Raw genomic sequence first — 14,226 nt, forward strand, 5'->3', positions numbered from 1 at the left:
GGGTCCCGCCCGGGACGGGGGCGGCGGCATGGCGACCACGACGGACAACGCCGACGAGGACGCGGCCGGCGCGGTCGGTGCCCCCGTCCCACACCCGGCGGCCGGGCCGGCGCCGATTCCGGGGCCGGGGCCGGTTCCGGGGCCGGCCCTCGAACCGGCGCCGGTCGCTCCCGCCGTCGCTCCCGCCGTCGCGGTGTGGCGGGACGGGAACGTGCTGCGCTGGCTCGCCGCGTACGCCGCCTCCCTCGTCGGCGACGCCGTCTGGTTCCTCGCCCTCGGCTGGGCCGCCGCCCAGGTCGCCCGCCCCGCCGAGGTCGGCCTCGTGATGGCCGTCGGCGCCGTGCCCCGCGCCGTGCTCATGCTGGTCGGGGGAGTGGTCGCCGACCGGTACGGGCCGCGCCGCGTGGTCATCGGCTCCGACGCCGCCCGCGCCGTGCTCGTCCTGGCCCTGGCCGGGACCCTGGTCACCGCGCACCCCGGGCTGTGGATCCTCGTCGTCACGGCCCTGCTCTTCGGGGTGGTCGACGCCCTGTTCATGCCGGCCGTCGGCGCCCTCCCGCCCCGGATCGCCCCGCCCGGCGGGCTCGTGCGGGTCCAGGGCATGAGGTCCCTCGTGGACCGGGTCGGGCACACCCTCGGGCCGCCGCTCGCCGGCCTCGCCGTGGGCCTGGGCGGGGTCGGGGCCGCGTTCGGGGTCGCCGGGCTCCTCTTCGCCGGCTCCCTCGCCCTGCTGCTCGCCGTCCGCGTCGCCCCCCTGCCCGCTCCCCTGCCCGCAGACCCGCACCCCTCCCCGCGAAGCCCCCACGAGGCCCCCGCACGGCCCGCCGAGGGCCCCTGGGCGCAGCTCCGCTCCGGCCTGGCCCACCTGCGCCGACACCCCGTGATCGGGCCCCTGACGGTCTCCGGGGCCCTCAGCCAGCTCGGCTGCTCCGCGCCCCTGAGCGTGGGCATGATCCTGCTCGCCGACGAACGCGGCTGGGGCGCCTCCGGGGTCGGCTGGGTCACCGGCGGCTTCGGGATCGGCGCCGCCGCCAGCGCCCTGCTGCTCACCCTCGTGCCCCGGGTGCCGCGCGCCGGCGCCGTGCAGAACCTCACCCTCGTGGTCGGCTCGGCCGCCATCGGCGCCATCGCCCTGGCCCCCGGCCTGCCCGCCGCCGTGGCCCTGGCCTTCCTCGCCGGCCTGGTCTGCGGGATCTGCGGCGGCGTGGCCGTGGCCCTGATCCAGACCAACACCGACCCGGCCTACCTGGGCCGGGTCAGCTCCGTGATGGCCCTCACCGCCGTCGGCGTGGCCCCGCTGAGCTACCCGCTGTACGGGCTGGGCGCGGACGCCTGGGGCAGCACCGTCATGTTCCTGATCGGCGGCGGCCTCAGCATGACGGGCGCCCTCGTCGGCACGGCGGCCCCGGCCGTCCGCCGCGCCGAACTCCGCTTCACCTGACGCCCCACGACGGCCTAGAACCCCAGCGCCGCCGTGGTCAGCTTCGCGATGGCCTCCTTCTCGCCCTCCAGGTCCACCCGGGCGTGGGCCTGCCGGCCGAAGGAGAACAGGGTCAGCTCGCCCGGCTCGCCCGTGACCGTCACCACCGGCGCCCCGCGCCGCGCCACCACCGTCTGGCCGTTCGGTCGCCGCAACACCAGCCCCACCGGGGCCTTGCGGCCGGTCAGCCGCGCCATCCGGTCCAGCCGGCGCCACAGCGCGTCCGCGAACACCGGGTCCGGCTCGCGCGGGGCCCAGTCCGCCTGGGCCCGGCGCACGTCCTCGGCGTGCACGTAGAACTCCACCGCGTTCGCCGCCTCGTCCACCTGCTTCAACGCGTACGGCGACAGCTTCGGCGGACCGGTCCGGATCAGACCGATCAGCTCCTCGTACGGCTTCGCCGCGTACTCCGTCATCGCCTGCTCCAGGCGCCCCTTGAGTACCGGCAGCACCAGCCCCGCCGCCGCGTCCGGCCGGCGCTCGCGGACCACCACGTGCGCGGCCAGGTCCCGGGTCGCCCAGCCCGCGCACAGGGTCGGCGCCTCGGGACCGGCGGCCTCCAACAGATCGGCCAACAGAAGACGTTCGCGTTTCGCATGGGTCGACATGTCCGCCACCCTACGACCCGGTTCGTCTCCCCGCCCCCGTTCGGCAGGCGGACGGCCTTCCCGCGCACGGCCCCGCGCGCGGCACAATGGCCCGCATGAGCAGCGCCGCCCGACGCCCCAATGACCTCGACCCGACCATCGCCGCCCGCCTCAAGCGGTCCGCCGACGGTCTCGTCCCCGCCATCGCCCAGCAGTACGACACCGGTGAGGTGCTCATGCTCGGCTGGATGGACGACGAGGCCCTGCACCGCACCCTCACCACCGGTCGCTGCACCTACTGGTCCCGCAGTCGGAACGAGTACTGGGTCAAGGGCGACACCTCCGGCCACGTCCAGCACGTGAAGTCCGTGGCCCTCGACTGCGACGCCGACACCCTCCTCGTCAAGGTCGACCAGGTCGGCGCCGCCTGCCACACCGGTGCCCGCACCTGCTTCGACGCCGACGTCCTGCCGCTCACGAACGGATAAGGTTCCCCGCCCATGGATCTCGACACCTTCCGCAAGCTCGCGGAGGACCGCCGCGTCATCCCCGTCAGCCGCAAGCTGCTCGCCGACGGCGACACCCCCGTCGCCCTGTACCGCAAGCTGGCCGGCGAGCGCCCCGGCACCTTCCTGCTGGAGTCCGCCGAGAACGGGCGCTCCTGGTCGCGCTACTCCTTCGTCGGCGTCCGCAGTGCCGCCACCCTCACCGCCGAGGACGGGCAGGCCAAGTGGCTGGGCACCCCGCCCGTCGGCGTGCCCGCGGACGGGGATCCGCTGGCGGTGCTCCGGGCCACCGTCGAGGCCCTGCACACCCCCCGCGACCTGGCCGGCGACCTGCCCCCGTTCACCGGCGGCATGGTCGGCTACCTCGGCTACGACATCGTCCGCCGGCTGGAGCGGATCGGCGAGCACGGGCGCGACGACCTGCGGCTGCCCGAGCTGACCATGCTCCTCACCTCGGACCTGGCCGTCCTCGACCACCACGACAACACCGTCCTGCTGATCGCCAACGCCATCAACCACAACGACCTCGACACCGGGGTCGAGGAGTCGTACGCCGACGCCGTGGCCCGGCTGGACGCGATGGAGGCCGACCTGGCCCGCCCCGCGCCCTACGTCCCGGCCCCGCTGCCGCCCTCCGAACTGCCCGAGTACACCGCCCTGTGGGGCGGCGCGCAGTACCAGGCGGCGGTGGAGGACATCAAGGAGCGGATCCGCGCCGGCGAGGCATTCCAGGTGGTGCCCTCGCAGCGGTTCGAGACCCCGTGCGAGGCGAGCGCCCTGGACGTGTACCGGGTGCTGCGGGCCACCAACCCCTCCCCGTACATGTACCTGTTCCGCTTCGGCAACGGCTTCGACGTGGTCGGCTCCAGCCCGGAGGCCCTGGTCAAGGTCGAGGACGGGCGGGCCATGGTCCACCCCATCGCCGGCACCCGGCACCGGGGCGAGACCCCGCAGCGCGACCACGAACTCGCCGAGGAACTGCTCGCCGACCCCAAGGAGCGGGCCGAGCACCTGATGCTCGTGGACCTCGGGCGCAACGACCTCGGACGGGTCTGCGAACCCGGCTCGGTGGAGGTCGTGGACTTCATGTCCATCGAGCGCTACTCGCACGTCATGCACATCGTGTCCACCGTCACCGGGCGGGTCGCGGCCGGCCGCACCGCCTTCGACGTGCTCACCGCCTGCTTCCCCGCCGGCACCCTCTCCGGGGCGCCCAAGCCGCGCGCCATGCAGATCATCGAGGAACTGGAGCCCTCGCGGCGCGGCCTGTACGGCGGCTGCGTCGGCTATCTCGACTTCGCCGGGGACGCCGACACCGCGATCGCGATCCGCACCGCGCTGCTGCGCGACGGCACCGCGTACGTGCAGGCCGGGGCCGGGGTCGTCGCCGACTCGGTGCCCGAGCTGGAGGACGCCGAATGCCGCAACAAGGCCGCCGCGGTGCTCCGCGCGGTCGGAGCGGCGAACCGCCTCCGACGCGGCTGAGGCCATGGGGGACACTGGGGGCGTGAGCGCTTCCATCCCCCGTGCCGAGGACCAGCGGCCGCCCGAGCCGGCCGCGACCACCGAGACCGCCGCCCGCGCGGCCGACGCCCCCGCCACCGACGGGCCCGGGGGCACGGCCGCCGGCCCGGTCCCCACCGACCCGACGGCCCCGGACACCCCTGGCGCCGAGCCGAGCGACCCGGGCGCCGTGGCCGAGCCGGGTGACCCGGCCGACCGGGGCGCCCCGGGCGAGCCCGGCGCCGTGGCGGACCCGGTTACCCCGAGCGCCCCGGCCGACCCGGTCACCCCGGCCGAGCCCGGTACCCCGGGCGACCTCGGCACCGTGGCCGAGCCGGGCGGTCGGGTCGCCGTCGCGCAGCGGGCCGGGCGTCGGTCCGCCGGGCTCGCCCTGCTGCTCGGCGCCCTCGGCGCCACCGTGGTCCTCCTCGCCTCCGGGCGGGTCTGGACCAAGGGCACCGCCGCCGTCGCCGACAGCACCCTCACCGTCACCGCCGACGGCCGCGCCGTCACCGGGGTGCCCGCCGCCCTCGCGATCGTCGCGCTGGCCGCCCTCGTGGCCCTGTTCGCCGTCCGCGGCAAGGCCCGCCCCCTGGTGGCCGCGCTGCTCACCATGTGCGGCCTGGGCGGGGCGAGCGCCGCCGCGTTCGGCGCCGGCGACCGCGAGGCCCTCGACGAGGCCGCCGTCCGCACCACCGCCGAGTCCGGCGCGCAGGCCGCCTCCCTCACCCACACCCCGTGGCCCTGGGTCACCGCCGTCGGCGCCGTGCTGATCCTCCTCGCCGGCGTGATCGCCCTGCGCTCCGGCGCGAACTGGCCCGGCATGGGCGGCCGGTACGAACGCGGCGGCGCCGCCCCGCACCCGCGCGGACGCCGCGCCCCCGACGCCGAGGAACGCCCCGAGGACCTGTGGAAGGCCCTCGACCGGGGCGAGGACCCCACCCGCTGACCGGACGGACCCGGTCGTGCGGGACAATGACCGGCGAACGCACGAGTTTCGTGCTGCGACAGAGCAACGAGGAGCAATCATGGCGGGCAGCAGCCACGGACACACCCCGGCCGCCTGGACCGGTGTCATCATCGCCTTCATCGGTTTCTGCGTCTCCGGCGCCTTCATGGTGCTGGCCAACCCGATCGGCTTCTGGGCGGGCCTCGTGGTCGTCGCGCTCGGCGGCGTCGTCGGCCTGGCCATGCGCGCGGCCGGCATGGGCGGCAAGAAGAACCGGATCAAGGACCTCAGCGAGCTCCTTCCCGCACGCGCCTGACCTCTCGGCGCGAGCCCCCCGACACGCCCGGGACGCGCGGACCCGCCGGTCCGCGCCCCGGCCGCCGGGAGAGCGAGCCCCACAGCACGCGCGAAGGGCGCGGTCCGGGTCGGACCGCGCCCTTGCGCGCACCGGCGGGGGAGAATCGGCCCGTGGACCCCTCCCGCACCCCGCCGACCCCGCCCGCCGGCCCCTGGCACCCGCGCCCGGCCGCCGTCGCCCCCGCCCCGCGCGGGCCCGCGCGCCGGCTGCTGCCGCCCGCGGCCCTGCTCACCGGGATCGTCGCCGCCTTCGGCTACGTGGCCGCCGTCGACCCCAACGAACCCGGCCACTACCCGGCCTGCCCGCTGCTCCGCTACACCGGCCTGTACTGCCCCGGCTGCGGCGGCCTGCGCAGCGCCCACGCCTTCGCCCACGGCGACCTGCCCACGGCTCTCGGAGCCAACGCCCCCGCCGTCCTCGGCTACCTCTTCGTCGCCGGTTTCCTCGCCCTGTGGTTCGCGCGCGCCGCCCGCGGCCGGCCCGTGCCCCGGGTCGTGCTGAGCACCCGCGGGGCCTGGATCCTCGGCGGCTCCCTCGTGCTCTTCTCGATCGTCCGCAACCTCCCCATCGGCGGCTTTCTGGCCCCCTGAGGCCCCGCGCGGGGCGTCCGCCCACTGGGACGGAGCGCACCGGGTGCGAGCGGGCCGGGCCGCTGCGGATACCATTTGAAGGCCGAACGTGAACCAGCCGTGACCGACCCGGAAGGGGGCAGCTCGCGTGAGTGTGCTCGACGAGATCATCGAAGGGGTCCGCGAAGACCTTGCCGAACGGCAGGCCCGCGTGAGCCTCGACGAGCTCAAGGAGCGCGCCGCCAAGGCGCCCGCGGCCCGCGACGGCGTCGCCGCCCTCCGCGGCGACGGCGTGAACGTCATCTGCGAGGTGAAGCGCTCCAGCCCGTCCAAGGGAGCGCTCGCCGCCATCGCCGACCCCGCCGGCCTCGCCGCCGACTACGAGGCCGGTGGCGCCGCCGTCATCTCCGTGCTCACCGAACAGCGCAGGTTCGGCGGTTCCCTCGCCGACCTGGAGGCCGTCCGCGCCCGCGTGGACATCCCCATCCTGCGCAAGGACTTCATCGTCACCGCGTACCAGCTGTGGGAGGCCCGCGCCTACGGCGCCGACCTCGCGCTGCTGATCGTGGCGGCCCTGGAGCAGGAGGCCCTCGTCTCCCTCGTGGAGCGGGCCGAGTCCATCGGGCTCACCCCGCTGGTCGAGGTCCACGACGAGGAGGAGGTGGAACGGGCCGTCGCCGCCGGCGCCCGGATCATCGGCGTCAACGCCCGCAACCTCAAGGACCTCAAGGTCGACCGCGGCACCTTCGAGCGCGTCGCCCCCGAGATCCCGGCGCACATCGTCAAGGTCGCCGAATCCGGCGTCCGCGGACCGCACGACCTGATCGCCTACGCCAACGAGGGCGCCGACGCCGTGCTCGTGGGCGAGTCCCTCGTGACCGGCCGCGACCCGAAGACGGCCGTGGCCGACCTCGTCGCCGCCGGCGCCCACCCGGCCCTGCGCCACGGCCGGGGCTGAACCCCTTGGGTCGCACCCGCCCGCGCGTGCGATGATCCTGCCCTGACCGCCCTCCACGACCGAAACGAACGGACCCGCCCTCAGGCCATGACCGCCGCCCCCGCCACCCGGCGCACCGACGCCGCCGCCCCGCACCGCGCCCACCGCGCGGCGCGGGCGGCGCTGCCGGTCGTGCCCGCCGGCGTCGGGGGCACCGCCCGCGACCCGCACGCCCCGCTCGCGCGGGGCTGCAAGCCGCGCGGCTGCCGGGCCCCGGCCCGGCGGGTCCTGGGCCGGCGGGTCCGCTACGTCATCGGCTCGGAGCCCGGCCAGGTCAACGGCATGCGATGGCGTCGCCCGTCGCACGCCGTCCGACGAGCCCCGCACGCCTGAGCCCGACCCCTCCCCGCACAGGGGACGGGCGGGGCCGCGTGCCACGCTCCTCGGGGGCCGGCACCGGGCCACACCCCCCGGACCGGCCCGCGCGTGCCGACCCCGATCCGCCGCGAGGCGCACCGGGGCCGACGCGACGGCGCAATACGGTGAAACCACCCGTATGCCGTTCCCAGGAGTTTGCGCATGACCAGCGAGTTCTTCATTCCGGACCCCCAGGGCCAGGTCCCCGACGTCGAGGGCTACTTCGGCGAGTTCGGCGGCAAGTTCATCCCCGAGGCCCTCGTGGCCGCCGTGGACGAGGTCGCCGTCGAGTACGAGAAGGCCAAGGCCGACCCGGCGTTCGCCGCCGAACTCGACGAGCTGATGGTCAACTACACCGGCCGCCCCAGCTCCCTGACCGAGGTCCCCCGGTTCGCCGAGCACGCGGGCGGGGCCCGGATCTTCCTCAAGCGCGAGGACCTCAACCACACCGGCTCGCACAAGATCAACAACGTGCTGGGCCAGGCCCTCCTCACCAAGCGGATGGGCAAGACCCGCGTCATCGCCGAGACCGGCGCCGGCCAGCACGGCGTGGCCACCGCCACCGCCTGCGCCCTCTTCGGCCTCGACTGCACCATCTACATGGGCGAGATCGACACCCAGCGCCAGGCCCTCAACGTGGCCCGGATGCGGATGCTGGGCGCCGAGGTCATCGCCGTGAAGTCCGGCTCCCGCACCCTCAAGGACGCCATCAACGAGGCGTTCCGCGACTGGGTCGCCAACGTGGACGACACCCACTACCTCTTCGGCACCGTCGCCGGCCCGCACCCCTTCCCCGCCATGGTCCGCGACTTCCACCGCGTGATCGGCGTCGAGGCCCGCCGGCAGATCCTGGAGCGCACCGGCCGACTGCCCGACGCCGTCGCCGCGTGCGTCGGCGGCGGCTCCAACGCCATCGGCCTCTTCCACGCCTTCATCCCCGACGCCGAGGTCCGCCTCGTCGGCTTCGAACCGGCCGGCCACGGCGTCGAGACCGGCGAGCACGCCGCCACCCTCACCGCCGGCGAACCGGGCATCCTGCACGGCTCCCGCTCCTACGTCCTCCAGGACGAGGAGGGCCAGATCACCGAGCCCTACTCCATCTCCGCCGGCCTCGACTACCCCGGCATCGGCCCCGAGCACTCCTACCTCAAGGACGTGGGCCGCGGCGAGTACCGCGCCGTCACCGACGACGCCGCCATGCAGGCCCTGCGCCTGCTCTCGCGCACCGAGGGCATCATCCCGGCCATCGAATCCGCGCACGCCCTGGCCGGCGCCCTGGAACTGGGCCGCGAACTCGGCCCCGAGGGCCTGATCGTCGTCAACCTCTCCGGTCGCGGCGACAAGGACATGGACACCGCCGCCCGCTACTTCGGGCTGTACGACGCCGCCGAGGCGACCGAGAACGAGGGGGAGAGCAAGTGAGCACCGGCACCCAGACCCACCAGGGCAACCTGAACCTGCTCGGCGAGACCCTCGCCGCCGCCAAGGCCGAGGACCGGGCCGCGCTCATCGCCTACCTCCCGGCCGGGTTCCCCACCGTCGACGGCGGCATCGCGGCCGTCAAGGCGGCCGTCGAGGGCGGCGCCGACGTCATCGAGGTCGGGCTCCCGCACAGCGACCCCGTCCTGGACGGCCCCGTCATCCAGACCGCCGACGACATCGCCCTGCGCGGCGGCGTCAAGATCGCCGACGTGATGCGCACGGTCCGCGAGGCATACGAGGCCACCGGCGCCCCGATCCTCGTCATGACCTACTGGAACCCCATCGACCGCTACGGCGTCGAGCGGTTCACCGCCGAGCTCGCGGCGGCCGGCGGCGCCGGCTGCATCCTGCCCGACCTGCCGGTGCAGGAGTCCGCGCTGTGGCGCGAGCACGCCGCCAAGCACGGCCTCGCGACCGTGTTCGTGGTGGCCCCCTCCAGTCGCGACGAGCGCCTGGCGACCATCACGGCGGCCGGCTCCGGCTTCGTCTACGCCGCCTCCCTGATGGGCGTCACCGGCACCCGCGAATCGGTCGGCACCCAGGCCAAGGGCCTGGTGGAACGCACCCGCGCCACCACCGACCTGCCGGTCTGCGTGGGCCTGGGCGTCTCCAACGAGGAGCAGGCCCGCGAGGTCGCCGGCTTCGCCGACGGCGTCATCGTCGGCACCGCCTTCGTGCGCCGCATCCTCGACGCCCCCGACCTGGAGTCCGGCCTCGCCGGCGTCCGCACCCTGGCCGGGGAACTCGCCCGGGGCGTCCGCCGGGGCTGAGCGCCGGCCGGCGGACACCCGGACACCCGGACACCCGGGGGCCGAACCGGTGAATCGGTTCGGCGACCGGACGGGAGAACGGGCCCGAACGGGGGTTGTGTAGCCCGATCGGGTGGAAAGCGGGGCGGGGAGGCACGCGAGTGCCTCCCCGCTTCGTTTGGCGGAACGTGAGCGACAACGACAGCGACAAGACCGCCGGCGCCCCCCAGGGGCCGAAGGGTGGGGCGACCCGGTCCGCCCGCGAACGGCTCCTCGTGGAGCGCGAGAAGGACAAGGCCCGCGACAAGCGTCGGCGCACCCTGGTGATCGCGGGGGCCGTCGTGGGCGTCCTCGGCCTCGCCGCCGTCGTCGGCGTCGTCGCGGCCAAGGCCGGCAAGAGCGGCGACAGCGCCAAGGCCGGCCCGCTGATCGCCCCCTCCGGCGCCGCCGGCAAGGACGCCCTCGCCATCCGCATCGGCCCCGAGAACGCCAAGTCCACCCTCACCGTGTGGGAGGACTTCCGCTGCCCCGCCTGCAAGGCGTTCGAGGACCAGTACCGCGACACCATCCACGAGCTCACCGCCAAGGGCGCCCTCAAGGTCGAGTACCACCTCGTCACCCTCATCGACGGCAACATGGGCGGCAGCGGCTCCCTGAAGTCCGCGAACGCGGCGGCCTGCGCCCAGGACGCCGGCAAGTTCGCCGCCTACCACGACACCCTCTTCGTGAACCAGCCGCAGGAGATCGACGACGCCTACGGCAAGAACCCCAAGCTGATCGAACTCGCCGGGAAGGTCGACGGGCTCGACGGGGAGACCTTCCGGGCCTGCGTGGACAAGGGCACGCACAACGCGTGGGTGGGCAAGTCCTACGACGCGTTCAAGGCCGGCAAGTTCCGGGGCACGCCCACCGTGCAACTCGACGGCAAGGACATCTTCGCCGACCAGGCCAACCCGCTCACCCCCGACAAGCTCAAGGCGAAGGTCGAGGCCGCCGCGAAGGGCTGAGGCCGCCCCGCGAGATGTGGATTTGGTTTCGGCTTGCCGGGTGGGTTGCCTCCCGACCCGCCCGGCAAGGTAGCGTCGTACCCGCCATGGAACTCGCTTACATTCCCAGTCCGTCGACCGGAGTGGTCGAACTCGGACCGATCCCGCTGCGCGGCTACGCGTTCTGCATCATCATCGGCGTGTTCGTCGCCGTCTGGCTCGGCAACAAGCGCTGGATCGCGCGTGGTGGCAAGCCGGGCACCGTCGCGGACATCGCCGTCTGGGCCGTGCCCTTCGGCCTCGTCGGCGGGCGCCTCTACCACGTCGTCACCGACTACCAGCTCTACTTCGGCGAGGGCCGGAACTGGGTCGACGCCTTCAAGATCTGGGAGGGCGGCCTCGGCATCTGGGGCGCGATCGCCCTCGGCGCCGTCGGCGCGTGGATCGGCTGCCGGCGCCGGGGCATCCCGCTGCCGGCCTGGGCCGACGCCCTCGCCCCCGGCATCGCCCTGGCCCAGGCATGCGGCCGCTGGGGCAACTGGTTCAACCAGGAGCTCTACGGCCGGCCCACCGACCTGCCGTGGGCCCTGAAGATCTCCGAGGGCCCGGGCCGCGTCGCCGGCACCTACCACCCGACGTTCCTGTACGAGTCGCTGTGGTGCGTCGGCGTCGCCCTGCTCGTGATCTGGGCCGACCGCCGCTTCCGCCTCGGGCACGGACGGGCCTTCGCCCTGTACGTGGCCGCGTACTGCGCGGGCCGCGGCTGGATCGAGTACATGCGCGTGGACGAGGCGCACCACATCCTGGGCCTGCGCCTGAACGTGTGGACCGCGATCATCGTGTTCGTGCTCGCGGTGGTCTACCTCGTGCTCTCGGCGAAGCTGCGGCCGGGCCGCGAGGAGGTCGTGGAGCCCGAACGCCCGGGCACCGGCGGGGCCGCCGCGACGGACCCGAAGAAGACCGCCGACGCGAAGGCGACCGGCGCCGGCGCCGTGAAGCCGGCCGAGGCCGGGAAGACCGACAAGACCGACAAGGTCGACACGGCCAAGGGCGGCGGCGCGACCGCGACCCTCGTGAAGCCCAAGACGGAGCCGAAGGCCGAGGCCGAGCCGAAGACGGCGCCCAAGGCCGACCTGACGAAGAGCGGCCCCGCCGACGCGAAGCCGGCGGAGAAGGACACGTCCGAGGCGAAGGACGAGAACAAGGACTGACCACACCCGGCCCACCGGCCGGCACGACACGCGAGGGGCCCCACCACCGGCGGGGCCCCTCGCGCCATGTGATCACCGGCGTGTCCGGCGAGCGCCGCGAGCGCCGGCTCGGCCGGGAGTCCTCGGCCGGGCCACTGCCGCTCCTCACCGGGCGGGAACAGAATGTCTCCGTGAACGACGGATCGGACTGGCCGACGGACAAGCTGACCGCGCTCCGACTGGGGAGGAGGCTGGTCGTGGAAGTCCCGGCATCGCGACCGGATCGCCGCGCGTTCGTGGACATCCGTCCCGCACGGAGCGAGCCGGACGGCCGGGCCCGTGACGAGGGATGGGTTCGCGGCGACGCGGAACGGAGCTTTCGGCTGGAGCATTGGGAGTACGACCCCGAGCACATCGACGGCTTCGACTACGACATCGGCGCGGCTCTCATCAGGTCCGCCGACGCCCCGGACGAGTCCGAGCTGAGCACCGTGCTCCGCGCATGGGGCATCCGGCCCGGCCTCTTCGTCCACCCCTGGGAAAGCGACGATCCCCGGTAGGCGGAGATCGACGTCCATCGCACTCCTTCGGCCGGGGTGTCGCGACGACCACTGGAACCTGAGACCGGTGGGGTCCCTCGGGTGTTTCGGCCGGTGTTCGGGTCAGTCCGTCGTGAGCAGGGCGTTCACCTCCGACGCGTTCGGCATCGAGGGTTGTGCGCCCGGGCGGGTCACGGCCAGTGCCGCCGCCGTCGCGGCCCGGGTCAGTGCCGCCGGGGTCGGGGTTCCGGCCGCCAGGCCCGCCGCCAGGGTCCCGACGAAGGTGTCGCCGGCGGCCGTGGTGTCCACGGCGCGCACGCGCGGCGCGGGTACCCGCACCGGCTCCAGGCCCCGCCGTCGCCACAGCGATCCGGCCGCGCCCAGGGTCACCACCACCTCCGGCACCAGCTCCAGCAGGGCGGCGGCCGCCTCGTACGGGTCCGTGCGCCCGGTCAGCGCGGCGGCCTCGTGCTCGTTCGGGACCAGCAGGTCGGTGACGGCGAACAGCTCGGCGGGCGGCGTGCCCGGCACCGGGGCGGGGGTGAGGACGGTGCGCACCCCGGCCGCGCGGGCGGCGCGGGCGGCCGCCAGGACGAGCGGGAGCGGCACCTCCAGCTGGAGCAGCAGGGTGTCGGCGGCGGTGATCCGGGCGGTGTCGGCGGGGGTGAGGGCGGTCAGCTCGGCCTGTACGCCGGGTACGACGACGATCGCGTTGTGGCCGGCGTCGTCGACGGTGACGTGGGCGGTGCCGGTGGTGCCCGGCAGGGTGCGCAGCCCGGTCAGGTCGATGCCGTCGGCGAGCAGGGCGGCGCGCAGGAACGCGCCGTGCGGATCGTCGCCGACGGCGCCGGTGAAGGAGACCCGGGCGCCGGCGCGGGCGGCGGCCACGGCCTGGTTCGCGCCCTTGCCGCCGGGGGCCGTCGTGAAGGAGGCGCCGGTGACGGTCTCGCCGAGGGCGGGGGCTCGGGCGGTGCGGACGACGAGGTCGACGTTGGCGCTGCCGAGCACCGCGACGTGGGGGAGGGGCATCGGTCCATGGTGCCTCCCGAGGGGCAAAACCGCAGGTAAGTACGGCCTTCCTTGCCGGCGGAGCCGGGATTTCACGCGTACGTTCGACACGTGCCGCAGGGGTTCGCAGTCCTGGGGCGGGGTCTGGAGAAGACCCCTTTTTCGGCGTGCCCGCGTGCGGGCGGAGGTCTTTCTTCAGGGGAGGAAAACATGTCGGTCATCAACATCGAGGCGCCGCTTCACGAGGCCCACCGGGACAACCACACCCACCGCGACGTGAACGGCGGCTGGCTGCGGCCGGCGGTGTTCGGGGCGATGGACGGGCTGGTGTCCAACCTGGCGCTGATGACCGGTGTGGCCGGCGGCGCGGTCGCGCCGCAGACGATCGTGATCACGGGCCTGGCCGGCCTGGCGGCGGGCGCGTTCTCGATGGCGGCCGGCGAGTACACCTCGGTGGCCTCGCAGCGCGAGCTGGTCCAGGCCGAGCTGGACGTGGAGCGGCAGCAGCTGCGCAAGCACCCCGTGGACGAGATGGAGGAGCTCGCCGAGCTGTACGTCTCGCGCGGGGTGGAGCCGGCGCTGGCGCGCGAGGTCGCGATGCAGCTGTCGAAGGACCCGGAGCAGGCGCTGGAGATCCACGCGCGGGAGGAGCTGGGCATCGACCCGGACGACCTGCCGTCGCCGATGGTGGCCGCCGTGTCCTCGTTCGGTTCGTTCGCGCTGGGCGCCGTGCTGCCGCTGCTGCCGTACCTGCTGGGGGCGAGCGCGCTGTGGCCGGCGGTGCTGGTGGCGTTGGTCGGACTGTTCCTGTGCGGGGCGGTCGTGGCCCGGGTCACGGCCCGGTCGTGGTGGTACAGCGGGCTGCGCCAGCTCCTCCTGGGTGGCGCGGCGGCGGGTGTGACGTACATCCTGGGTACCTGGATCGGCACCGCCGTCGGTTGAGCGCCCAAGGAATGAGACACTATG

General features: G+C 74.7%; 16 protein-coding genes. 14 read left to right on the forward strand and 2 right to left on the reverse strand.

Annotated features, from left to right (window positions below):
• Positions 1–28 precede the first annotated feature (28 nt).
• Positions 29–1,441: an MFS transporter gene (locus tag ACN20G_RS20395; protein ID WP_424214236.1), complete on the forward strand. Its 1,413-nt coding sequence runs from the start codon at positions 29–31 to the stop codon at positions 1,439–1,441.
• A gap of 14 nt (positions 1,442–1,455) precedes the next feature.
• On the opposite strand, the gene ACN20G_RS20400 is transcribed toward ACN20G_RS20395, so the two are convergent.
• On the reverse strand, positions 1,456–2,088 hold the full coding sequence (locus ACN20G_RS20400; RefSeq protein WP_424214237.1) for a TIGR03085 family metal-binding protein: 633 nt from the start codon (positions 2,086–2,088) through the stop codon (positions 1,456–1,458).
• Positions 2,089–2,174: 86 nt separating this feature from the next.
• On the opposite strand from ACN20G_RS20400, the gene hisI reads away from it, so the two are divergent.
• The 12 genes from hisI (at position 2,175) to ACN20G_RS20460 (ending at position 12,273) form a co-directional block, all read left to right on the forward strand.
• Positions 2,175–2,555, forward strand: a complete 381-nt coding sequence (hisI, locus tag ACN20G_RS20405; protein WP_424214238.1) for a phosphoribosyl-AMP cyclohydrolase — start codon at positions 2,175–2,177, stop codon at positions 2,553–2,555.
• A gap of 12 nt (positions 2,556–2,567) precedes the next feature.
• On the forward strand, positions 2,568–4,058 hold the full coding sequence (locus tag ACN20G_RS20410; RefSeq protein ID WP_424214239.1) for an anthranilate synthase component I: 1,491 nt from the start codon (positions 2,568–2,570) through the stop codon (positions 4,056–4,058).
• Positions 4,059–4,401: 343 nt separating this feature from the next.
• Positions 4,402–5,025: a TIGR02234 family membrane protein gene (locus tag ACN20G_RS20415; protein WP_424215605.1), complete on the forward strand. Its 624-nt coding sequence runs from the start codon at positions 4,402–4,404 to the stop codon at positions 5,023–5,025.
• Between the two features lie 79 nt (positions 5,026–5,104).
• Positions 5,105–5,341: an HGxxPAAW family protein gene (locus ACN20G_RS20420; protein WP_424214240.1), complete on the forward strand. Its 237-nt coding sequence runs from the start codon at positions 5,105–5,107 to the stop codon at positions 5,339–5,341.
• 152 nt (positions 5,342–5,493) lie between these two features.
• Positions 5,494–5,973: a DUF2752 domain-containing protein gene (locus ACN20G_RS20425; protein ID WP_424214241.1), complete on the forward strand. Its 480-nt coding sequence runs from the start codon at positions 5,494–5,496 to the stop codon at positions 5,971–5,973.
• 127 nt (positions 5,974–6,100) lie between these two features.
• Positions 6,101–6,910: an indole-3-glycerol phosphate synthase TrpC gene (gene trpC / locus ACN20G_RS20430; protein WP_424214242.1), complete on the forward strand. Its 810-nt coding sequence runs from the start codon at positions 6,101–6,103 to the stop codon at positions 6,908–6,910.
• A 162-nt stretch (positions 6,911–7,072) separates the two neighbouring features.
• Positions 7,073–7,282 (forward strand): tryptophan biosynthesis modulator TrpM, encoded by a 210-nt coding sequence (gene trpM, locus ACN20G_RS20435; protein ID WP_424215606.1) that lies wholly within the window; start codon positions 7,073–7,075, stop codon positions 7,280–7,282.
• 186 nt (positions 7,283–7,468) lie between these two features.
• Positions 7,469–8,728: a tryptophan synthase subunit beta gene (trpB, locus tag ACN20G_RS20440; protein WP_424214243.1), complete on the forward strand. Its 1,260-nt coding sequence runs from the start codon at positions 7,469–7,471 to the stop codon at positions 8,726–8,728.
• Complete coding sequence (gene trpA, locus ACN20G_RS20445; protein ID WP_424214244.1) at positions 8,725–9,558, forward strand: tryptophan synthase subunit alpha; 834 nt, start codon at positions 8,725–8,727, stop codon at positions 9,556–9,558. Before trpB ends, trpA begins: the two co-directional genes overlap by 4 nt.
• A 167-nt stretch (positions 9,559–9,725) precedes the next feature.
• Positions 9,726–10,544, forward strand: coding sequence for a DsbA family protein (locus ACN20G_RS20450; protein WP_424214245.1), 819 nt, complete (start codon positions 9,726–9,728; stop codon positions 10,542–10,544).
• Positions 10,545–10,630: 86 nt separating this feature from the next.
• Entirely contained in the window at positions 10,631–11,734 is a 1,104-nt protein-coding gene (lgt, locus tag ACN20G_RS20455; protein WP_424214246.1) for a prolipoprotein diacylglyceryl transferase, read from the forward strand.
• A gap of 170 nt (positions 11,735–11,904) precedes the next feature.
• Positions 11,905–12,273, forward strand: a complete 369-nt coding sequence (locus tag ACN20G_RS20460) for a hypothetical protein (RefSeq protein ID WP_424214247.1) — start codon at positions 11,905–11,907, stop codon at positions 12,271–12,273.
• Between the two features lie 102 nt (positions 12,274–12,375).
• Here ACN20G_RS20460 and ACN20G_RS20465 read toward each other — a convergent pair whose 3' ends face one another.
• The gene (locus tag ACN20G_RS20465) at positions 12,376–13,281 is read right to left on the reverse strand and encodes a PfkB family carbohydrate kinase (RefSeq protein ID WP_424214248.1); all 906 of its coding nucleotides are present in this window, start codon (positions 13,279–13,281) and stop codon (positions 12,376–12,378) included.
• 189 nt (positions 13,282–13,470) lie between these two features.
• On the opposite strand from ACN20G_RS20465, the gene ACN20G_RS20470 reads away from it, so the two are divergent.
• Entirely contained in the window at positions 13,471–14,202 is a 732-nt protein-coding gene (locus tag ACN20G_RS20470; protein ID WP_424214249.1) for a VIT1/CCC1 transporter family protein, read from the forward strand.
• Positions 14,203–14,226 lie beyond the last annotated feature (24 nt).

Origin of the sequence: Streptomyces dryopteridis, from assembly GCF_049606955.1 — a bacterium.
GTDB lineage: Bacteria > Actinomycetota > Actinomycetes > Streptomycetales > Streptomycetaceae > Streptomyces.